The organism is Corynebacterium sp. USCH3 (assembly GCF_037619475.1).
Taxonomy (GTDB): Bacteria; Actinomycetota; Actinomycetes; order Mycobacteriales; family Mycobacteriaceae; genus Corynebacterium.
In genome coordinates this window covers 195518-217413 of sequence record NZ_JAQPZT010000004.1, presented here as the reverse complement: position 1 = coordinate 217413, position 21896 = coordinate 195518, and the positions used below count along the sequence as shown (strand labels likewise).

Genomic DNA, 21896 nt, shown 5'->3' with positions numbered 1-21896 from the left:
CGTCACCGGGCGGCCACACCATCGCCGTGGCACCGTCACCTGCACCCGCCAGTGCCCGCCGCGTCCATCGACTCCGGTAAGACTTGAGGGCATGAACACGCCCGTATCCCGCTCCTCCGCCGCCGGCACCTCCCCCGACCTCAGGACGACCTCGACCCGTCGCCACGGCCACACTGTCCGCGAACACGTCCTCACCGCACCGCTGGTCCACAACCCTGCCGCCTCCGGCGACGCCACAGACCCCCGCACCATCGAGGTCTACGCCCGCGAGTACGTCCCGGACGGCGGCGAGGACCGTCCCGTCATGCTGTTCCTTCAGGGCGGACCGGGCCACGGCGCGCCCCGTCCCGCGGCGGACGGCGACGGCGGATCGCTGTCCGGGTGGCTCGGCGAGGCCCTCAACCACTACCGCGTGATCCTCTTCGACCAGCGCGGCACCGGCCGGTCCACTCCGGTCGACGTCGCCGCACCCGAAGCACTCGGCCCGACGCCCCAGGACCAGGCCGACTACCTCACCCACCTGCGCGCCGACAGCATCGTGGCAGACGCCGAGCTGCTGCGGCAGGCGCTCGGGGAGGACCCCTGGACCCTGCTCGGCCAGTCCTTCGGCGGGTTCTGCATCACGACCTACCTGTCACTGCGCCCGGAGGGAGTGAAGGAGGCCTTCTTCACCGGCGGGCTGCCGGGCCACGTCAGCGACCCGCACACCCGGGTCGACGACATCTACCGCGCCACCTTCGCCAAGACAGCGGTACGCAACGACCGCTTCTACGCCCGGTTCCCGTGGGCCGGGCAGCGGGTCGCCGAGATCTGCCGTCACCTCGACGACACCGAGGAGACGCTGCCCACCGGAGAACGTCTGACCTCGCGACGGTTCCGCACCGTGGGCATGAACCTGGGACGTACCGGCGGGTTCGACACACTGGCCTACCTGCTGGAGGATCCGTTCCGCGCCGTTCCCGGCAGTCCGGGCGCAGCAGGACGCCGACGCCTGCGCACCCCGTTCCTCACCGAGCTCGCCGGCCACGTCACCTATGCCGACGCGCCGCTGTACGCGGTGGTCCACGAGTCGATCTACGGCATCGACACCGCCACGAACTGGGCGGCACACCGCCTCCGCGAGGAGGTTGCGGGATTCGCCGAACGTACCGGCGACCACACCACGTACCTCACCGCCGAGCACTTCTTCCCGTGGCAGTTCGAGGAAGACCCCACGCTGCGCCCCTGGAAGGAGGTCGCCGACCTGCTCGCGGCGAAGGACGACTGGACACCGCTCTACGACGCCGACCAGCTCCGGCAGACCAGCGTGCCGACGGCCGCCGCGGTCTACCTCGACGACATCTTCGTCCCCTTCGAACTGTCGATGGAGACCGCGGCGACGATCCGGGGCCTGCGTCCCCACGTCACCAACCGCTGGGAGCACAACGGGATCAGCCAGGACGGCGCCGCCATCCTGCGCCATCTGCGCGCGCTGGTGAAGGACCACTGATCCGGGATACGCTGTCTCCCCGTGACTGACACCTCCCCCGCCCCCGCGGCGACGGCCCCGGACCCCACGACCCGCAGGGACACCGTCCGCCTGCCGACGCTGGTCTCCCTCATCGTCGGCTCGTGCGTGGGGGCGGGTATCTTCGCCCTGCCGCAGAACATCTCCGCGGTGGCCTCGCCGGGTGCCGCCGTCATCGGCTGGGTCATCACCGGCATCGGCATGCTGTGCGTCGCCTTCGTCTTCCAGGCGTTGGCGCAGCGCAAGCCGAACCTGGACTCCGGGGTGTACAGCTACGTCCGGGGAGGCCTCGGGGACTTCGTCGGGTTCGCGTCCGGCTGGGGGTACTGGCTGGGCAGCATCATCGCCCAGGTCGGCTACGCGACCCTGTTCTTCGGGTCCCTCGGCCACTTCCTCCCGCTCTTCGCCGACGGTCAGTCGCTGGTCCAGGCGTTCTTCGTGTCCGGGCTGAACTGGGTGATCTTCCTGGCGCTGTCGCGGGGCGTACGCCAGGCGGCCGTCCTGAACGTGGTCACGACCGCGGCGAAACTTCTGCCGATCCTCGCCTTCCTCGGGATCCTGGTCTTCGCCGGTTTCCACACCGAGGTATTCACCGCCGACTTCTGGGGCTCGGCGGACACCTTCGGCGACAACGCCGACGAGGCAGCCAGTTTGTCCGACCAGGTCAAGGGCATGATGTTGTTCACCGTGTGGGCGTTCATCGGTGTCGAGGGTGCCTCGACGTACTCCCGCCGGGCACGCCGCCGCAAGGACGTCTCCATGGCCACCTTGCTGGGCTTCCTCACTGTGTTCCTGCTGCTGGTCATGGTCAGTTTCCTGTCCTACGGGGTGGCGCCGCGCGAGGAGCTCGCCGCCATGGGCGACAACTCCATGGCCGAGGTCCTCGAGCTCGTCGTCGGTCCCTGGGGAGCCGGTCTGGTCTCCGTCGGGCTGTGCATCTCCGTCCTGGGCGCGTACGTGTCCTGGCAGATGCTGTGCGCCGAACCGATCACCCTGATGGCGCAGGACGGCCTGCTCCCCCGCAGGCTCGGCTACATCAACCAGCGGGGTGCCCCCGTGGTCGCCCAGCTGTTCTCGGCGATCGTGATCCAGCTGTTCATCGTGATCTTCTACCTCAACGAGTCCGCCTACACCACGATGGTGCAGCTGGCGACGTCGCTGTACCTGATCCCCTACCTGTTCTCCGCGCTGTACCTGATCCTGCTGTGCACCCGCGGGGAGGGACTGTCGCACCCCGACGCCGGCACGAAGTTCGACCTCTCCGGGCCCACGGTGGACGCCCGGGGCAACCGGAGGCACCTGGTGATCGGTGCCCTGGCGTTCGTGTACTCCCTGTGGCTGTTCTACGCCGCGGACGTGAAGTACGTGCTGATGGGCATGGTGCTCATCGTGCCGGGCATGATCGCCTACGTCGTCACCCGCCGCCGTGCCGGGGGACGCGTCTTCAACGCCTTCGAGTGGGTCATCGCCACCGGCGTGACGGCCGCGGCGGTCGTCGCCGTGGTACTGATCGCGCAGGGGACGCTGAGTCTGTGACCCTCACGGTCATCTACACTCCGTGACATGACCCACCACCGTTTCGCCCAGGTCGACGTCTTTTCCGACGACCCCTACCTCGGCAATCCCGTCGCCGTGGTTCTTGATGCCGACGGCCTGTCCGACGACCGGATGAGACGGATCGCCCGCTGGACGAACCTCTCCGAGACGACGTTCGTCGTGGCACCCACCGCTGACACCGCCGACTACCGGATCCGGATCTTCACCCCGGGCGGGGAGCTCCCCTTCGCCGGGCACCCCACGCTCGGCACCGCCCACGCATGGCTGGAGAACGGTGGGGTTCCACAGCGCCCCGGGGTCATCGTCCAGGAGTGCGCCGCAGGGCTGGTGGAGGTCCGTCACGAGCCGGAGTCGCCTGCCCCGCTGTCCTTCACCGCCCCGCCGACAACCCGGACGGGCCCGCTGTCCGACGACGTCCTCACCAGGATCTGCACCGCCCTGCGTATCGGGCGGGGCGACGTGGTCGCACACCAGTGGGTGGTCAACGGGCCGCAGTGGGCGGCCGTCCAACTACAGGATGCCCAGGCCGTCCTGGGCCTGGTGCCGGACTTCAGTACCGTCAACGACCTCGACATCGGCGTCTTCGGTTTCCGTGACACGACCGGCATCGAGATCCGGGCATTCACCCCGTCCGACGGGATCGGTGAAGATCCCGTGACCGGGTCCCTCAACGCGTCGGTCGGCCAGTGGCTGTTCCGCACCGGAAAGATCCGCGGCCCGTACACAGCGTTCCAGGGGACCGTGATCCACCGTGCCGGGAGGGTACGGGTCACCCCGGCCGACGACGGCACCGTCCGGGTCGGTGGGGCCACCACGACGTTGTTCCGCGGCATCGCGGAGACCCCCGACCGCTGGCTGCCGAATCCATGAAGCCCGCCGACATCGCACGCGTCCACCGCCGCACCCTGCGGGTCGTGATCCTCAGCCAGATCCTCGGCGGGGCGGGCCTGGCCGCCGGCATCACCGTCGGTGCCCTGCTGGCGCAGGACATGCTCGGCTCCGACCGTCTCGCCGGCTTGCCGACCGGGCTATTCACCCTCGGATCCGCCCTCACGGCGTTCCTCGTGGGCCTGTCGACCCGACGCTTCGGCCGACGCACCGGCCTGGCCTCCGGGTTCCTGGCCGGTGGCCTCGGCGCGGTCGGTGTCGTCGTCGCCGCCGTGCTCGACAGCCCGGCGCTGCTGTTCGTCTCGTTGTTCATCTACGGTGCCGGCACGGCGACGAACCTGCAGGCCCGCTACGCCGGTGCCGACCTCGCCCCCGAGGACCGGCGGGGTCACGGCACGTCGATGGCGATGGTGGCCACCACCGTCGGCGCCGTCGCCGGACCCAACCTCGTCGAGCCGATGGGGCGGGTGGCCGACGCCCTGGGCGTCCCGACACTCGCCGGGCCGTTCATCCTCGCCGCGGCGGCGTACACCGGGGCCGGTATCGTGCTGTTCCTCCTGTTACGCCCGGACCCCTACCTGCTGGCCCGGGAGATCGCGGGCCTCACACCGGCCGATGACACCTCCGGCCCGTCCGGGGCCCCCGACAGCGGCAACCCCTCCGGTGTGCGCCTGGGAGCTGCGGTCATGATCCTCACGCAGGTCACCATGGTCTCGATCATGACGATGACGCCGCTGCACATGCAGGCCCACCACCACTCCATCGGCGCGGTCGGCCTCGTCATCGGACTGCACGTCGGCGCGATGTGGCTGCCGTCGCTGGTCACCGGACGCCTGGTCGACGCTGTCGGGCGCCTCCCCGTGGCCGTCGCCGGCGGTGTGGTCCTGCTGGCCACCGGGGCACTGGCCGCCCTGGCACCCGGCGACTCCCTGGTGCTCCTGGTCATCGCCCTGATGCTGCTGGGCCTCGGCTGGAACCTGGGCCTGGTCTCCGGCACCGCCATGGTCGTCGACGGCACGGTGCCGGACAACCGTCCGCAGGTCCAGGGCACCATCGACGTCGCCGTCGCGGTCGCCGGTGCCGCCGCCGGCCTGGCCTCCGGCGCCCTGATGAGCGCGGTGAGCTACCAGGCGCTCGCCGTCGTCGGCGGGCTGATCCCCCTGGTCCTGCTGCCCCTCCTGCTGCGGTCAGCGGTCGCCGCGCGGCGGTGACCCCTCACCGCCACCGCTGTCACCCCGACCACTCTGGCCGTCCTGGGCGCCCTGACCTCCCCGGCGCCCGCGGCGCCGCTGCTCCCACAGCACCACGGCGGTGGAGCGCGGGACGTGGACGATCTCGCCACGACGTCTTCCCCGCCCGGCCTGCCCGGAGTTCTGCTCGGCGGTGGAGAGCCGCAGCTGCAGGACGTCCACCTTGTCCTTGAGGTCCCGGACCTGGTTCTGCAGGTCGATGATCGCCTTGATGCCGGCGAGGTTGACCCCCTCGTCGTGGCTGAGCCGTTGGATCTCGAGAAGCTGGTCGATGTCGTCACGCGAGTAGCGGCGACCGCCGCCGCTGGTGCGCTCGGGCGACACCAGCCCCAACCGGTCGTAGGTGCGCAGCGTCTGCGCGTGCATCCCCGTGATCTCCGCGGCGACGGAGATCACGAACACCTCCCGGGCCTTGTCGGGGACGTCTCCGTTCCTGTCACTCATCGTCAATCACCAGCTGCCTGTCAGTTTCCGGACCAGCCCGCACGGGGGTCGAAACCGGTCCTCTTCTCTTCCTCAGCGTAATGACGCAACGCACTCGCCGCGCCCTCGTCGAGATTCTTCGGCACCGCGACCTTCACCGTCACCAGCAGGTCGCCGGAGGCACCGTTGCGCTTGGTGACACCCCGGCCACGGATGCGCAGCGTCGTCCCGTCCGCCGTACCCGCCGGGATCTTCACCCGCACGCGGGTGTCGAGTGTGGGCACGGTGACCGCCCCGCCGAGGGCGAGCTCGGTGAAGCTGACCGGCACAGTCATCTTCAGGTCGTCGCCGTTGCGGGTGAACAGGTCGTCCGGACGGACGTGGACGGTGACGAACAGGTCGCCGGAGGGACGTCCGCGCTCACCCGCCTCGCCCTGGCCGGCGAGCCGGACCTTCTGCCCATCGACGACGCCGGCCGGCACACGCACGGTGATCGTGCGGGTGCGGGTGATCCGTCCGGTGCCGGAGCAGTCGTGGCACGGGTCCTCGATCCGGGTCCCGGTGCCGTTGCAGTCGGAGCAGGGGCGGGAGAAGCCGAAGGCCCCACGGTTCTCCGAGACCACACCGCTGCCGGAGCAGGTACCGCACCGGGCGCTCGAGGTCCCCGGCGTCGCCCCGGAACCGTGGCAGGTGGTGCACGCCGCCGGACTGGTCAGCCGGATCGGAACGGTGACACCCTTGGTCGCCTCACGGAAGTCCAGGGTGATCTCGGTCTCGACGTCCGCCCCGCGCGTCCGGCGCTGGGTGCGCGTGCCGCCTGCCCGGGATCCACCGCCGAACATGTCGCCGAAGACGTCACCGAAGCCGCCGGCACCACCGGTGCCAGCGCCGCCGGCCCGGTTGAACAGGTCACCGAGATCGAATCCCCCGGCAGTTCCGGCACCGCCGGCACCGCCGGTCGCCCCGCCGAAACCGCCGAAGCCACCCGACGGGGACCCGTAGCCGCCGCTGGCGACCATCTGCTTGAGCTCGTCGTACTCGGCGCGCTTGTCCTTGTCGCCGAGGACCGAGTAGGCCTCTGAGGCGGTCTTGAACCGGTTCTCGGCCGCGGTGTCACCCGGGTGCGCGTCGGGATGGTTCTCCCGCGCGATCCTGCGGTAGGCCTTCTTGATCTCGTCGGCCTCCGCGGTGGACGACACGCCGAGGTCGGCGTAGTAGTCCTTGTCGATCCACTCCTTCTGGGCCACCTGGTTCCTCTCTTCCTGAAACAGTCCCGGTTGTACCGGGACTCCGGTCGTGTGACGGCTCTCCGCGAAACTTGAGCCTATCACGCTAAGGTCTATCTCCTCCAACGCACATCAGGCGGCGAACATTCCCGGCTGTTAGGGTAGGTTCCCATGTTCTCCAGAGACGGCCGGAAGCGCCCCACCCCACGGCGGGTCGTCGACCCGGAGGCACCCGACGCGATGTTCCCCCACCTGCCCCGGCACCGCGCCGACCTGCTGCGTGAGGAGACGATGCGCCAACTCCACGCCGACGGCTTCGACACCTCGTGGCGCGCCGACGGCTACATCGTCGCCACGCCCGCCGAGCCCCCCGTCGACTCGTCGGAGGGGCAGTCCCCGGACGAGACCTCCCGGCGGCTCATCGGGCTGGACAACCTCTCCCTCCAGATCGCCGCGGCACCCCACGCCCCGGACTCCGACATCGTCGACCTGATCCACCATTTCCTCGCCACCGTGCTCACCGAGATCGACGTCGACGGGCTGCCCGACGCCGACTTCCTCCGGCAGCTGCACGTCCGTCTCGCCGTCCGCGGCACCCTGGACGCCGCATCCGGCGAGGTCGACGACGCCTCCCGCGACTTCACCGGTGACCTGCGCGTCTCCCTCGTCCTGGACACCCCGGACGCCGTGATGACACTCACCGACGAGTCACTCGCCTCCCACGGCAGCGCCACCGCAGACCAGCTCGCCGACCTGTACCGCGTCGGTTACCGCAACACCTGGCAGGAACTCCACGACGCCGCCGTCGACGTCAACGAGGTCCGCGGTGACAGAAGCGGTGACGGGTCCAGGGGCACATCCGGCGCACACTTCCACGTCGTGGAGTCCGACTCCTTCTTCCTCGCCAGCGCCCCGCTCTTCCTCGACGACCTGCTGCCCCTCTGGATCCCGGACCTGGACACCTCCGCCGGGGTGATCGTCGCCGTGCCGCACCGGCACCTCATGCTCGTGCGCGAAGTCACCACCGGCCAGGACCTGCTCGACGGCATCAACACGATGACCTCGGTCGCCCTGGCCCAGCTCTCCACCAACCCGGGGCCGCTCACCGCGCGACTGCACCTCGCGCACGACGGTGACATCCGCGTCTTCACCGAGATCACCACCGGCGACGACGGGCAGCGCATCCTCCAGGTCGACCCCGACGACTACCTGCTGTCGCGGCTCGAGAACGGGAACTGACCGTCGTGGCGAAGTCCGTCAAGAAGAAGAACGTCACCACCCGCCGCACCTTCCTCATCGGCGGGATCACCGGCGCCGGTGTCCTCGGAGCGGCCGCGGTCGGCGGCGGCGTCCTGTTGCGCAACCGCGACGATTCCCCGTCCGACCTGCCTGCCCCGGTCGACCCCGGCCCCCTGCAGCTGCAGGTCGGCGGCGACGGTCACCCCGGACGGGTCACCGTGGTCACCACCGCGGGCCGCCCGCTCGTCCACTTCGACGGCTACCGCCTGACGTCCTCGGTCGGCACCCGTGGCGCCGACGTCGACGATCCGGGCGACGGCCGTCCCGGGTCGGGGCCCGTCCGCGTCGAGTTCGAGGTCACCGACCCGGACTACACCGCGTCGGTCACCTACCGCGCCGACGGGGGACGGGTCACCGCGGACTGGGAGTTCACCACCCCCGGCGACGGTCTCGACGACGCGGGGGATCCGCTCCTGCGCGGGGGAAGGATCTACCGCACACTCGTCGACACCCGGACCGACACCGAGCTCCACGTGCCGGCCAGCCGTTGGGTGCGCGACGACCGCGGCGGGGTCCCCGTCCAGGAACGCGTCGCCGAGCTCAACTTCGTCGAGTGGGACGTCCCCGGCAGCACTAACGGTGGCAGCGACAGCGGGGACGGCGGGGACGGCACAGCCCGCCGTCTCTACGGATGTATCACCACCGCCGCCGGCACATCGCGCAGCAACACCATGCTGCAGGCCGCCCCCACCCTCGACGGGGACGGCACGTGGCGCTGCCACCTCGAGTTCCGGGCGGACACCACCGTCGGCTCCGCCCGCCGCCTCGTCGACGACGGCCGCACCCTCCTCGCCGGTGCGGTCCTGGGCACCACCGGGCTCCCCGACCCCACCGTCGACGTCACCACGTCGTCGACCTACAACGTCTTCACCGACGGCGGCGCGCAGACGTTCACCGTCGGTCTCGCCGGGTACTCCGGACGCAGCACCACCGTCGTCGGCGTCGTCGCCCGCGACTTCGACGGCACCGAGATCCACCGCTCCGACCACGAGGTCCGCATCCCGCAGGACGCCGACCACGTCGACACCGAGGTCACCATCGACCTGCCCGGACCGCGCTCCTGGTGCTCGGTCGAGGTCACCGGCGCCGACTCCTTCGCCCGTACCGCCGCCGCCGTCTGGCCGGACCACGAGTTCGGCCCCGCCGACCGGTCCATCATCGGGCTCGGCGGATTCGCCTCCACCACCACCGACGGCGGCTCCCAGAGCCCCGGCCTGGAGTCGTCCGCCGCCGAGCGGACGCTGTGGCGCCGACTGGGCGTCCGGCACCTGCGCAACCCCTGGCTGACCGCCGCCGAATCCGCCGACCTGGGCATCAGCACCGCGATCCAGCCCAGCGGTGCGCCCGGGAAGTTCGACGACGCCTCCGGTGGTGGGAGCTTCACCGAGTGGGCCGGCAGCGCCCTCGACCGGGGCGAGGACGCCGGTGTGGCACACTACGAGCTGCTCAACGAGTGGGACCTCTCCGACGGGGACACCGTGAAGCTCGCCACCGAGTACACCGACCGGTGGCTCGTCCCCTTCCGCGCCGAGATGGACCGGCGCGGCACCGACGCCACACTGCTCGCCATGCCCCTGGCCGGGTGGGACGCCGGGTTCCTCGACACCATCCGTGACCGCGACGGGTGGGACCTCCTCGACGGCATCGCCGAACACGCCGGACGCGGCAACTACGTCGTCGACTACGACGGCGGCCAGTGGAACTTCCTCGGTCAGGTACGCACCGCCCGCGCCTACCTCGACGGCCACGCCACCTCCGCCGACTCCCCGACCGAACTGTGGCTCACCGAAACCTACGCCTGCACCCGCCCCAACGCCTGGTGGTACGACGACGAACGGACCGCCGCGGACTCCGTCCTGCTCACGCTCATGCTCGCGAAGGCCGAGGGCGTCACCGGCGTGCACTGGTACCAGCTCGCCGACGGGCTCTGGTACGACAAGTACGGCGTGGACCCGGCGCAGGCGGAGTACCACTACGGGCTGCTGCACGTCGACCGTTCCCCCAAACCGTCGTTGCCCGCCTTCGCGTTCGCCGCCGAGATGCTCGACGGGGCGACCTTCCTCGGCTGGATCGAGTCCCCCCACCCGGATCTGCGGGGCCTGCGGTTCTCCCGCGGCGACGGGGCGGTCTTCTGGGTGCTGTGGAGCAGACAGGACGGCTACCTCACCAACGTCACCCACGGCTCCGACAGCTACTTCCCCCACCCCGAGGCCTGGATCCCTCCGGACGGAGCGTCCCTGCAGGTCGCCGTCCCCGGGGCGACGTCCTGCCGGGACGTGCTCGGGCGCGACCTGCCGCTCGACGACGGGACGGCGACGGTCACCGGTTCCCCGGTGGTGGTGACCGGGGACATCGACGCCGACCTCGCCGGACCACGCGACGTCGACGGTGAGATGTCCGTCGACCTGACCGGGGTGTCGGTGCGCCGCGGGGACGCCCCCGGCACCCTGGTCGTCTCCGGTGTCAACGGCACCGGTGGTCGCCTGGGTCTCCGGGTGACGGGACGCCAGGTCCGCGGGGAGGTCGGCGAGACCACGCTGACCGTCGCCCGCGGGGAGTTCTCCGAGACCGTGGACCTGGGTGACGCACTGCCGGACGACTCGGAGTCACCGTCCGCGACCGCCGTCGGCGCCCGTGAGGGACGGCCGCAGGTACGGGTCATGGCGCAGCGACGGCAGAAGGTCACTCCGCACGCCGCGGAGTCGCAGGCCTACCGGGCGGAGTACTACCGCACGGTGTGAGCACTTGTTAGTGTAGGAAACCATGTTCTTCCGAGACGGTCGTCAGCGCGGCACCACCCGGCGGAACGCCGTGTCCAACGGGCCCACCGCCCCCACCGCGCCGGACACCATGTTCCCCCACCTGCCCCGCCACCGTGCGGACTTCCTCCGCGAACAGACCGTCCGCCTGCTCAACGAGGAGGGGTTCGCCACCTCGTGGCGTCCCGACGGGGTGATCGAGGCCCGCAGCGTCACCGGAGTCCTCCCGGTGTCACTGGACACCCTCTCCCTGCAGCTCGCCGACGCCGGGTCGCACGCGAACCTCTCCGAGCTGCTGGAACTCATCCGCCGCCACATCCACGCCGTCACCACCGGTGGTCCGACCGACCGGCCCGGTGTCGCCGACCTGTCCGACGCCGACTTCCTGCGCCACCTCCGCGTCCGCCTCGCCCCGGCAGCGACCCTCGACGCCATGACAGGCCTCGTCGCCGACGCCTCCCGCAGTTTCCTCGGCGACCTGCACGTCTGCCTGGTGCTCGACACGCCCGACCGGGTCATCGCCCTCGATGACGACGCTCTGGCCGCCCACGGTTCCGCCACGGCCGAGGAACTGTCCGACCTCTACCGGGTGGGCTACCGAAACACCTGGCAGGAGCTCGCCGACTGCCGGGTCAGGGTGACGCCGGTGCAGCATCTCCCCGCCCGGTCACGGTTCTGGACGGTGGAGTCCGACTCGTTCTTCCTGACCAGTGCCGCCCTGTTCCTCGACGAGCTGCTCCCCCGGTGGATCCCGGGACTGGACACCGTCCACGGTGTCATTGTCGCGGTCCCGCACCGTCACCTGATCCTGGTGCGCGAGGTCACCGCAGGCCAGGACCTGCTGGACGGCATCAAGGCGATGAGCACCGAGGCGCTGGCGGAGAACGCGGGGAAGCCGGGCGCGCTCAGCGCCCGGCTGCATCTCCGGCACGAGGGTGTCACCACCGTCTTCACCGACGTCGCCACCAACGGGGAGGGCCAGCAGGTCGTCTCCATCCAGCCCGACGCCTACCTGACCGCACGCCTCGAGGACTGAGCGGCGCAGGGTGACACAGGAAAAGTCTCCGCCCGTGCACACCGACCGGGGGTCAGCGTGCACGGGCGGAGACTTCTTCAGGACTGCCGGGCGGGAGCCCGGGACGTACGGCTAGCGGTCGGCGATGACCACCATGGCGGTCCGCAGCACGCGGTCGCCGAGCCGGTAGCCCCTGCGCAGGACGGTGCCCACGGCCTTGTCGTCGCCGCTGGAGGTGTCCTGCACCGCCTCGTGCTTCGACGGGTCGAACTCGTCGCCCTCGGCACCGAAGGTCTCGACCTTCAGTCCGCCGAGCACGGAGTCCAGCTTGTCGGCCACGGCCTTGAGCGGGCCGCTGAGGTCGCCGTGCTGCTCGGCGAGATCCAGGTCGTCCCGGATCGGGAGCAGGGACGCGGCGACCTCCGCTTTCGCGGACTCGCGGATGCCCACCCGGTCGCGCTCGGTACGACGACGGTAGTTCGTGTACTCGGCGCTGACACGCTGCAGGTCGGCGGTCCGCTCGGCGAGCTGCGCCTCCGCATCGGAGAGCTCACCGGAGCCGTCGAGGTCGGCGTCCGCGGTGTCGGCGACGATGTCCTCGTCGTCTCCCGCGAGGGCCTCCACCGTCTCGACGGTCTCCGCGTCGACCGCGCCGTCGGCGTTCTCGGCGTCGAACATGGCGTCCTCCTCCGGGGTGGTCTCGGCCATCTCCGGCGCGGTGTACTCCTCGTCGGTCAGGTCCGGGTCACCGGGGTTGTCGGGCATGGTCACTTGGAATCATCTCCGGACTTGGTGTCGTCCTCGTCGACGACCTCGGCGTCGACGACGTCGTCGTCGGCTGCGCCCTCGGCACCCTCAGCACCGTCGGCGTTCGCGGCCTCGGCCTCGTAGATGGCCTTGCCCATCTCCTGGCTCTCGGCGGAGAGCTTCTCGACGGCGTCCTTGATCGCCTCGATGTCGTCGCCCTTCAGCGCTTCGTCGACGGCGGTCGCAGCCTCCTCGACCTTGGTCTTGGTCTCCTCGGAGACCTTGTCCTCGCTGTCGGCGAGGAACTTGCGGGTCTGGTAGGCCATCGACTCGGCGGAGTTGCGGACCTCCTGCTCCTCGCGACGCTTCTTGTCCTCGTCGGCGTGGGCCTCGGCGTCCTGGACCATCCGGTCGATCTCCTCCTGGGTCAGGCCGGAGCCGTCCTGGATGGTGATCGAGGTTTCCTTGCCGGTGCCCTTGTCCTTCGCGGTGACGTGCACGATGCCGTTGGCGTCGATGTCGAAGGTGACCTCGATCTGCGGCACGCCGCGCGGGGCGGGGGCGATGCCACCGAGCTCGAAGGAGCCGAGCAGCTTGTTCTGCTGGGCCATCTCGCGCTCACCCTGGAAGACCTGGATCTGCACCGACGGCTGGGAGTCCTCGGCGGTGGTGAAGGTCTCCGACCGCTTGGTCGGGATGGTCGTGTTGCGCTCGATGAGCTTGGTCATCACGCCGCCCTTGGTCTCGATACCGAGGGACAGCGGGGTGACGTCGAGCAGCAGCACGTCCTTGACCTCACCGCGCAGGACGCCGGCCTGCAGCGCGGCACCGACGGCGACGACCTCGTCCGGGTTGACGCCCTTGTTCGGCTCCTTGCCGCCGGTCAGCTCCTTGACCAGGTCGGACACGGCCGGCATACGGGTGGAGCCACCGACGAGCACGACGTGGTCGATGTCGGCGACCTTGAAGTCGGCGTCCTTCAGGACGGACTCGAAGGGCTTCTTCGTCCGGTCGAGCAGGTCCTGGGTGATGCGCTGGAACTCGGTGCGCGACAGGGTCTCGTCGAGGAACAGCGGGTTCTTGTCCTGGTCGACGGTGATGTACGGCAGGTTGATGCTGGCCTGCTGGGAGCTGGACAGCTCGATCTTGGCCTTCTCGGCGGCCTCACGCAGACGCTGCAGGGCCATCTTGTCCTTGGACAGGTCGACGCCGTTGGCGGTCTTGAACTTCTCCACCAGCCAGTCGACGATGCGCTGGTCCCAGTCGTCGCCACCGAGGGAGTTGTCGCCGGAGGTGGCGCGCACCTCGACGACACCGTCGCCGATCTCCAGCAGGGAGACGTCGAAGGTTCCGCCACCGAGGTCGAAGACCAGGATGGTCTGCTCCTTGTCACCCTTCTCCAGGCCGTAGGCCAGGGCAGCCGCGGTCGGCTCGTTGACGATGCGCAGGACGTTCATGCCGGCGATCTGGCCGGCGTCCTTGGTGGCCTGGCGCTGTGCGTCGTTGAAGTAGGCCGGCACGGTGATGACGGCGTCAGTGACGTCCTCACCGAGGTAGGACTCGGCGTCCCTCTTGAGCTTCTGGAGGGTACGGGCGGAGATTTCCTGGGCGGTGTACTTCTTGCCGTCGATCTCGCTGGTGGTCCAGCTGTCGTCGCCGATGTGGCGCTTGACCGAGCGGATGGTGCGGTCGACGTTGGTGACCGCCTGGTTCTTCGCGGACTGTCCGACGAGCACCTCACCGTTCTTGGCGAAGGCGACGATCGACGGGGTGGTCCGGGCGCCTTCGGAGTTGGCGATGACGGTGGCCTCGCCACCTTCCAGCACGCTGACGACCGAGTTGGTGGTTCCCAGGTCGATTCCGACTGCACGTCCCATGATGACTTCCTCCTGCTGTTCTTGAGCTTGTTAAGTGAGCCGCGCTCAAGTCTGCACCTGACGTTCCGAGGTGTCAACCTGAGTTGAGTGCCTGCGACTCAATGTCTGACATCCTGTACAACTCACGACCGGGCAAAGTTGTTCCCGGTCCGCTCAACTTTTTCACCAACTTTTTTGTGCGCCCCTCCGCTGACCTAGGATCGACCCCCATGAGCCTGCAGATGCGCCTTCTCGCCGCCCTCCCGGCGGCACTGCCCGGTCGCTCCGGACGGGCGTCCTGGTCCTCCGCGGCGCGGGTACGGGAACTCATGGACCGTCCGCGCCCCTCGGCCGCCGTCCCCCACGAGCTCTACCAGGTCAACCACGTGGTCAAGGACACCGTCACCACCGCCGACGGCGACGTCACCGTGCACAGTCTCGTCCCGGCCACCGACGCCCCGCGGGACACCCCGCTGGACATCTGCGTCTACGTCCACGGCGGCGGTTACGTCAACGGGCTGAGCGTGGCGCACTGGAACCTCGTCAGTGAGATCGCCGCGACGGGCACGAAGGTCGTCGTCCCCGACTACGGGTGCGCACCGGAGTTCGAGGCCACCGCCGCCGCCCGCCTTCTCGACACCGTCGTCGCCCGGGCCGTCGACGACGCCGACGCCTCCGGACTGCGCGTCACCCTCGCCGCGGACTCCGCGGGGGCCGGCCTCGCCCTGGGCTGGATGCTCGACCGTGCCAGCTCCGGCGACAACCCGCTCACCGGCAGGGTCGACCGGATCGCGATGATCTGCCCGTGGCTCGACGCGACCTGTTCCAGCCCCGGTACCGACGACCTCCTCGCCGACGACCCGTGGCTGCACCCGGACGGACTCCGCGTCGCCGGGGAGGCGTGGGGACGACAGGCCGGCGTGGAATCCACGCTGGTCAGTCCGCTGACGGCGTCGGACGCCCTGCTCGCCGACCTGCCGCCGGCGCGCATCTGGACGGGCACCCGCGACATCCTGCACGCTGACGCGGCCGAGTTCTCCCGACGGACCGGCTGCGCCCTGACCGTCGTCGACGGGGCCCTGCACAACTACCCGTTCCTCGCCGCCCCGGAGGCGCGCACGGCGCGCGCCGAGATCGTCTCCTGGCTGGCCGCAGCCGGCCCGTCCGACACGTCCGGCGCCGCCGTGGATTAGTGAGAGCGTGATCGGGGGCTAGGATAGACGGGACCGTTCCATGCGCCGGTGCCACACGGCACCGCGCAGAACCGTGTGACGAGACGAAGAGACCAGATGAGCAATCCCTCAGACCCCCACCGCCACCATGGTGACGACCGCCCGAGCGACACCGACGCGTTCGAGGACACCGAGTTCTCCATGGACGACGGTTCAGCACGCGCGCCCGAGGAACGCTCCGGCGACCTCGAGGGGTACGAGGCCGAGGTGGAACCGTCCGGCGACCGGCCCGACGGGGACCACCAGGTGACCGGTGGGGGCGCCGGGGACGCCGGTGAGGTCATCGACGCCGAGTCCACCGAGGTGGCTGACGAGCCGTTGGGTTCCGCCCGCGACCCCGAGGTCACCGGCATCATCCCGGTGGTCAACGACGACCGGATCTCCGAACACGAGCAGAAACTCGCCTCGGACAACGAGGAGTCGGCGACCACCGTCCTGCCCGCGGTCGACGACGGAGCTGCGGCGGGAACGGCTGCCGGAGCTACTGCCGGGGCCGCTTCCGGAGCCACTTCCGGAGCCGACGCGGCGGAAGAACCGACGTCGACAGATGCATCCGCCGGTGGCGGGTCACGCCCCTGGTACGCGAGTTTCCCCACCTGGGCCTGGATCCTGGTGATCGGTGTGGGGCTCTCCGTGGTCGGCGCGGCGACCGCCGTGGCGATGATGAACAGTGGTGGGGACGAAGAGCGTCATTCCCCTTACTCCAGCGTCGTCCCGAGTTACCCGCGGCCCGAGGCATGGGACTCCAGTGACCCCATCCCCAGCGCCCAGCCCAACAACGGTGCCGGGAGCAACTACTACTACGAACCGGACTACAACGAGCCGGAGGAGTACACCCCGTGGACTCCGGACGAGTCTGACGACGACGCCCCGTCCTCGCCGTCACCGTCCCCGAGCGAGCAGAACCCGGGCGACAACGGTGGAAACGGCGGCAACACCGGCGGCGGAAATACCGGGGGGAACGGTGGCGGCACCGGCGGCCAGCCCACGCCCGGTGACGGTGACGGTGGTGGCACCGGCGGAGGTAACGGCGGCACTGGTGGCGGCACCGGTGGCGGCAACACGAGCCCGCCGGCCGGCGGCGGCGGAGACGGCGGCGGCACCGGCGGTGGGACGGGTACCGGTGACGGTGACGGCGGCGGCACCGGCGCGGACCAGGAGTAGTGCCCGGAGCCGCGGCAGGGTTCGGGTCGGGAGTCGGACCGCCCGTTTGAGGGGGCTGACCCCACCGTGTTCCGCGGCTCGACTGTCACGGTGCCGTGACGGCTGGCACAATTGCTGAAATGAGCACTGAAGAGAACACCGCGCAGGGCAACAGCGGACATGACGGGAGACGCGGCGGGGCCCGCCAGCCGCGCCCGCTCGACCAGTCCACGAAGCTGCAGAACGTCCTCTACGAGATCCGCGGCCCGGTGAACGCCGAGGCCGAGCGCATGGAGGCCGACGGCCACCGGATCCTCAAGCTCAACACCGGTAACCCGGCGGCCTTCGGTTTCGACGCCCCCGACACGATCGTGCAGGACATGATCGCCGCCCTGCCGTACGCCCAGGGGTACTCGCAGTCCAAGGGCATCCCGTCGGCACGTCGCGCGATCGTCGCCCGCTACGAGATGGTCCCGGGTTTCCCCGCCTTCGACATGGACGACGTGTTCATCGGCAACGGTGTCTCCGAGCTGATCACGATGACGACCCAGGCGCTGCTCAACGACGGCGACGAGGTGCTCATCCCCGCGCCGGACTACCCGTTGTGGACCGCGGCGACGACCCTGTCCGGCGGCAAGCCCGTGCACTACCTCTGTGACGAGGAGGACGACTGGGCACCGTCGATCGAGGACATCGAGTCGAAGATCACCGAACGCACCAAGGCGATCGTGATCATCAACCCGAACAACCCGACCGGCGCGGTGTACAGCCGCGAGGTCGTGCAGAAGATCGTCGACATCGCCCGCGAGCACTCGTTGCTGCTGCTCTCCGACGAGATCTACGACAAGATCCTCTACGACGACGCCGTGCACGTGAACACCGCTGCGCTGGCCCCGGACCTGCTGTGCATCACCTTCAACGGTCTGTCGAAGGCCTACCGCGTCGCCGGATACCGGGCCGGGTGGGCGGTGATCACCGGCCCGAAGGAGCATGCGAAGGGCTTCATCGAAGGCCTGACCCTGCTGGCCTCGACCCGCCTGTGCGCGAACGTCCCCGCCCAGTACGGCATCCAGGTGGCACTGTCCGGACGGCAGTCCATCGACGACCTCGTCCTGCCCGGCGGTCGCCTGCTGGAGCAGCGCAACACCGCCTACACCAAGCTCAACGAGATCCCCGGCATCAGCGTGGTCAAGCCGATGGGCGCGCTGTACGCCTTCCCGAAGATCGACCCGGAGGTCCACGAGATCCACGACGACGAGCAGTTCATGTTCGACCTGCTGCGGTCCGAGAAGATCCAGATGGTCCAGGGCACGGGCATGAACTGGCCGTCCCCCGACCACTTCCGCGTGGTCACCCTGCCCTGGAAGCAGGACCTGGCCGAGGCGATCGAGCGTCTGGGCAATTTCCTGGCGTCCTACCGGCAGTAGGACGCCCCTGCCGTGAACGCCAGCCTCCGGACGCCTCACCGTCCCCGCCGGCTGCTGCCCCTCCTCCGGGCCAGCCGGGTCACACGCCTGGGTGTGGTCGAGACGGTCCTGGCGGTCGCCCTCACCCTCGTCGAACCGCTGGAGACCCCGGGGACGGCCTCCACGGGCGCGGTCGTCGTCGCCCTGCTCACCCTCGTCCTCGTCGCCGGAGCCGCGCGGTTCCCCGTCGCGGCGTCGATGCTGTCGCTCCTACTCGTGCTGTCGACGTTCATCACCGACGGCACCGTCCCGCTGTACTCCATCTTCTTCACGATGCTCATCGTCGAGATCGTCGCGGCCAGCGGGCAGATCCTGCTCGCGGGGTCACTGGCACTCGCCCACTGGGCGCTCTCCGCGGTGGACCCGCAGGCCGGGACGGTATCCACCGACGTCGCCGCACTGACGATCGTCGCACTGGTTCTCGCCGCAGCCCACATGATCGGCTGGTCGCGGGCGAGCCACCGACGCCAGCAGGAGAAGCTGCGTGCGTCGCTGGCCGCCCACGAGAGGCAACAGCGCCTGGAGCTCGCACGCGAACTGCACGACTCCGTCGCCACCTCACTGACGAGCGTGGTGATGCAGGCACAGGCACTGACACTGTTGCCGTCTGCCGGTGGGGACACCGACGGGGACGCCGGCGCCGACACCAGCGCCGACACCCGGCACCGCGGACTCGAGTCGATCTCCGAGACCTCCCGGACCGCACTGTCGAACCTGCGCACCATGCTGCAGCTGCTCAACGAGCGGCCGGACCACCCGTCCTTCCGCGCCCGCAGCGACGGTCCTTCCCCCGACCACGCGCTCGACCGGACGCTGGCCAGGATCCGGCAGGAACTCGACGCGCACTCCCTGGAGCTGTGCGCGAAGATCGACCTGCCGCCGGACGTCGCGCGGTCGGTGAACACCCCCCGGGGGCCGTCCACCACCGCCGGGCCGGGGACGAGCGTCGACCTGGACACCATGGTCAAGGTCCTCACCGAAATGACCTCGAACGCCGCGAAGCACTCGCCACCGCACTCCACCGTGTCGTTGACCTGCACCGTGCAGGACGATAAGTTCGTGGTCACCATGGTCAACCCGGTGCATCGCACGGCCGGACCGCCCGGTGCCCGGCCTGCAGGTGCCTCCGGCGGTGACCTGTTCTCCAGCGGGATGGGGCTGGGCTCCATGCACGCCCGGGCGAGGAATGCCGGGGGTGACCTCGAGGCTGGTCCGGTGGCCTCCCCCACCGGCCCTGGCAGTGCGTTCCCACACGGAGCAGCCGCGGAGGGGGGAGTCACGGAACGCGTCTGGCGTACCACTCTCCGACTCCCTATAGTTGTTATCAAATCTTGATAATCACCCCTCACACCGATTCCAGGAGCTCTCATGCCCTCTCCGTCACCCACGCCTTCCCGCGCACGCCGCCTGGTCCTCGCCGCAGTGACCGTCGCCCTCACCGCAGGGCTGTCGACCGGTGCCGCCAGCGCCGACGCCACCGGCTCCTCGTCCCTCACGGACACCAAGCGGGCGATCTCGGACATCTTCAGCTGCAAGTACCAGCCCAATCTGCCCTGGTGCCGTAACCGCTGAGAGACACCACCCGCACCCTGCCTGACATGTCCGCTACCCCTGTCCGTCTCCTGATCGTGGACGACGATCCACTCGTCCTGTCCTCACTCCGCCTGTACTTCGGCTCCCCCGCCGGGGAACAGGTCGACGTCGTCGGCGAAGCATCCACCGGTCAGCACGCACTCGACATCCTCGACGCCTGCCATGAGGACAACCCCGTCGACGTCGTCCTGGCCGACATCCACCTCCCCGGGATGGACGGGGTGGAACTGCTCGGACGCATCCGCGAACTCCCCGAGCCCCCGGTCTTCGTCGCGATGACCGCGTTGGACGAGGAGGAGACCATGCTCTCCGTCCTCGCCCGCGGCGGTCGCGGCTACATCCTCAAGAGTTCACGGCCCGAGTTCATCATCGACACCGTCCTGGCGACCGCCAGCGGCGGCACCGTGGTCAGCCCGCAACCCGCGTCGAACCTGGTCCGCCACCTCACCCCCGAGCAGGAGGCACCTGTCCCGGCCGTCCCGGAGCATGCTGCCCCGGAGCTCCCCCGGCTGTCCGCGGCCGAGGAGACGATCCTGTCCCTGGTGTGCGTCGGACTGTCCAACGCCGAGATCAGCCGGAAGACCGGTCGTTCGTCGAGCATGGTGAAGAAGCAGGTCTCACAGCTGCTCGGGAGGTTCGGCGCGTCCACCCGCGTGCAGCTCGCCGTCCTCGCCACCGAGGCCGGCTTCCGCCCCGACGACCTCCGGCGGTAATTTAGGCTTCCCTAGGCTATTCTTCTCCGCATGACGATTCTGCGGCCCACCTCGCCCCGTGCCCTGGTCACCTCGGCCGTCCTCGCCCTCTCCACCGTCGCGGCCACCACAGCCGTCTCTCCCGCGAGCGCCGGAACAGCGGAGATCTCCCGGCCCGCTCCCGGTACACCCGTGACCGTCGAGGACCTCCCCGAGGATCTCGTCCTCACCCACGCCTCCCGCGGATGGTTGTTCGAGTACGCCACGACCGGCCCCGACGGCGGTGCAGCGACCAGTCTCGGCACGCTCTACCTCCCGGACGGCGATGCACCGGACGGCGGCTGGCCCGTCGTCGCCTACGGCCACGGCACCCAGGGACTGGGGGACAGGAACGTCAGCTACACCGGCTGGGTCGGCGAGGAGAACACCGGCGACCAGTACCTCGCGAAATGGCTGGACGCCGGGTTCGCCGTCGCCGCGCCCGAGTACGTCGGCCTGGGCACCGACGGCGTCCACCCCTACCTGAACACCCGCAGCGCCGGTGCGGCGATGATCGACGTGGTGCGCGCCGCCACCACCGTCTCCCCCGACGTCTCGACCACCTTCGTCACCAACGGCTACTCCCAGGGCGGACACGCCTCCGTCGCCGCCGCGTCGATGGTCGGCGAGTACGCCCCCGAGCTCCACCTGGCAGCTGCGACTGCCGGCGGTGTACCCGCCGGCGTCGCCGACGAGATCACGAAGGTCGCACCGTGGATGCAGGTCACCCAGCCTGACCTGATGACGTACTTCGGTTACGTCCTCGCCGGGTTCCGTGCCGCCGACCCCGACTTCCCGTTGGACGACTACCTCACCGCCAAGGGACGCGACCTGGTCGACGCCGCCGAGGAGCTCAACTACCTGGAGATGGCCGAGGCGATCGGTTCGACAACGGTCGGCGACCTGGTGACCCGCCCGTTGTCGGACGGGCCGCTGTCCGGGGCTCTGGCACGGCACCTGAACCTGCCGACCACCGGGTGGGACGCACCGGTGTTCATCTACCAGCAGGCCTTCGACATGGTCTCGCCGATGCCGTACACGAACAACCTGGTGGCGACGGCCCGGACGAACGGGCAGGACGTGACCTACCGGGTGGACCGGGATCCCGCCGGGCATGCCGGATGGACGGACGGGCTGCCGCAGGCGCTGGAGTTCGCCACGGCGGCGACCGCTGCACCACGGCAGTGACGCCGCAGTAAGGCTC

Annotated in this window: 18 protein-coding genes; 14 read left to right on the top strand and 4 right to left on the bottom strand. The window is 69.9% G+C overall.

The genetic code is table 11. The annotated features are described in order from the left end of the window. Positions 1-91 precede the first annotated feature (91 nt). The 4 genes from PQI66_RS10130 to PQI66_RS10115 are packed head-to-tail and all read left to right on the top strand — an operon-like array spanning position 92 to position 5163. Positions 92-1489, top strand: a complete 1398-nt coding sequence (locus PQI66_RS10130; RefSeq protein WP_339998000.1) for an alpha/beta fold hydrolase — start codon at positions 92-94, stop codon at positions 1487-1489. A 21-nt stretch (positions 1490-1510) separates the two neighbouring features. Then, positions 1511-3043 carry an amino acid permease gene (locus PQI66_RS10125; protein ID WP_339997999.1) on the top strand — a complete coding sequence of 511 codons (1533 nt, stop codon included), beginning with the start codon at positions 1511-1513 and terminating at the stop codon, positions 3041-3043. A gap of 27 nt (positions 3044-3070) precedes the next feature. Continuing rightward, positions 3071-3934, top strand: a complete 864-nt coding sequence (locus PQI66_RS10120; RefSeq protein WP_339997998.1) for a PhzF family phenazine biosynthesis protein — start codon at positions 3071-3073, stop codon at positions 3932-3934. Continuing rightward, positions 3931-5163 carry an MFS transporter gene (locus PQI66_RS10115; RefSeq protein WP_339997996.1) on the top strand — a complete coding sequence of 411 codons (1233 nt, stop codon included), beginning with the start codon at positions 3931-3933 and terminating at the stop codon, positions 5161-5163. Before PQI66_RS10120 ends, PQI66_RS10115 begins: the two co-directional genes overlap by 4 nt. Here PQI66_RS10115 and PQI66_RS10110 read toward each other — a convergent pair. Together PQI66_RS10110 and dnaJ are read right to left on the bottom strand one after the other, a co-directional pair. Further along, entirely contained in the window at positions 5140-5646 is a 507-nt protein-coding gene (locus tag PQI66_RS10110; protein ID WP_339997995.1) for a heat shock protein transcriptional repressor HspR, read from the bottom strand. The two genes, PQI66_RS10115 and PQI66_RS10110, sit on opposite strands and share 24 nt — an antisense overlap. Positions 5647-5666: 20 nt before the next feature. Further along, positions 5667-6872 (bottom strand): molecular chaperone DnaJ, encoded by a 1206-nt coding sequence (gene dnaJ / locus PQI66_RS10105; protein ID WP_339997994.1) that lies wholly within the window; start codon positions 6870-6872, stop codon positions 5667-5669. Positions 6873-7022: 150 nt separating this feature from the next. Here dnaJ and PQI66_RS10100 point away from each other — a divergent pair, with 150 nt between their 5' ends. The 3 genes from PQI66_RS10100 to PQI66_RS10090 are packed head-to-tail and all read left to right on the top strand — an operon-like array spanning position 7023 to position 11945. Beyond that, positions 7023-8090, top strand: a complete 1068-nt coding sequence (locus tag PQI66_RS10100) for a hypothetical protein (protein ID WP_339997993.1) — start codon at positions 7023-7025, stop codon at positions 8088-8090. A 5-nt stretch (positions 8091-8095) separates the two neighbouring features. Next, entirely contained in the window at positions 8096-10891 is a 2796-nt protein-coding gene (locus PQI66_RS10095; protein ID WP_339997992.1) for a hypothetical protein, read from the top strand. Between the two features lie 22 nt (positions 10892-10913). Further along, positions 10914-11945 carry a hypothetical protein gene (locus PQI66_RS10090; protein WP_339997991.1) on the top strand — a complete coding sequence of 344 codons (1032 nt, stop codon included), beginning with the start codon at positions 10914-10916 and terminating at the stop codon, positions 11943-11945. A gap of 111 nt (positions 11946-12056) precedes the next feature. Here the strand turns inward: PQI66_RS10090 and grpE are convergent, their stop codons facing one another. Both grpE and dnaK read right to left on the bottom strand, forming a co-directional pair. Continuing rightward, positions 12057-12689 carry a nucleotide exchange factor GrpE gene (gene grpE, locus PQI66_RS10085; protein WP_339997989.1) on the bottom strand — a complete coding sequence of 211 codons (633 nt, stop codon included), beginning with the start codon at positions 12687-12689 and terminating at the stop codon, positions 12057-12059. Between the two features lie 2 nt (positions 12690-12691). Continuing rightward, the gene (dnaK, locus tag PQI66_RS10080) at positions 12692-14548 is read right to left on the bottom strand and encodes a molecular chaperone DnaK (RefSeq protein WP_339997986.1); all 1857 of its coding nucleotides are present in this window, start codon (positions 14546-14548) and stop codon (positions 12692-12694) included. Positions 14549-14757: 209 nt separating this feature from the next. Between dnaK and PQI66_RS10075 the strand changes: the two genes are divergently transcribed. The 7 genes from PQI66_RS10075 (at position 14758) to PQI66_RS10045 (ending at position 21880) form a co-directional block, all read left to right on the top strand. Then, positions 14758-15720, top strand: coding sequence for an alpha/beta hydrolase (locus PQI66_RS10075; protein WP_339997985.1), 963 nt, complete (start codon positions 14758-14760; stop codon positions 15718-15720). Positions 15721-15816: 96 nt separating this feature from the next. Further along, complete coding sequence (locus PQI66_RS10070; protein WP_339997983.1) at positions 15817-16923, top strand: hypothetical protein; 1107 nt, start codon at positions 15817-15819, stop codon at positions 16921-16923. Positions 16924-17042: 119 nt separating this feature from the next. Beyond that, positions 17043-18329 (top strand): pyridoxal phosphate-dependent aminotransferase, encoded by a 1287-nt coding sequence (locus PQI66_RS10065; protein ID WP_339997982.1) that lies wholly within the window; start codon positions 17043-17045, stop codon positions 18327-18329. Positions 18330-18341: 12 nt separating this feature from the next. After that, the gene (locus tag PQI66_RS10060; protein WP_339997980.1) at positions 18342-19703 is read left to right on the top strand and encodes a sensor histidine kinase; all 1362 of its coding nucleotides are present in this window, start codon (positions 18342-18344) and stop codon (positions 19701-19703) included. A 33-nt stretch (positions 19704-19736) separates the two neighbouring features. Further along, complete coding sequence (locus PQI66_RS10055; protein ID WP_339997979.1) at positions 19737-19940, top strand: hypothetical protein; 204 nt, start codon at positions 19737-19739, stop codon at positions 19938-19940. Between the two features lie 26 nt (positions 19941-19966). Continuing rightward, on the top strand, positions 19967-20674 hold the full coding sequence (locus PQI66_RS10050; protein WP_339997978.1) for a response regulator transcription factor: 708 nt from the start codon (positions 19967-19969) through the stop codon (positions 20672-20674). Positions 20675-20704: 30 nt separating this feature from the next. Then, entirely contained in the window at positions 20705-21880 is a 1176-nt protein-coding gene (locus tag PQI66_RS10045) for a lipase family protein (protein WP_339997977.1), read from the top strand. The last annotated feature ends 16 nt before the right edge of the window (positions 21881-21896 follow it).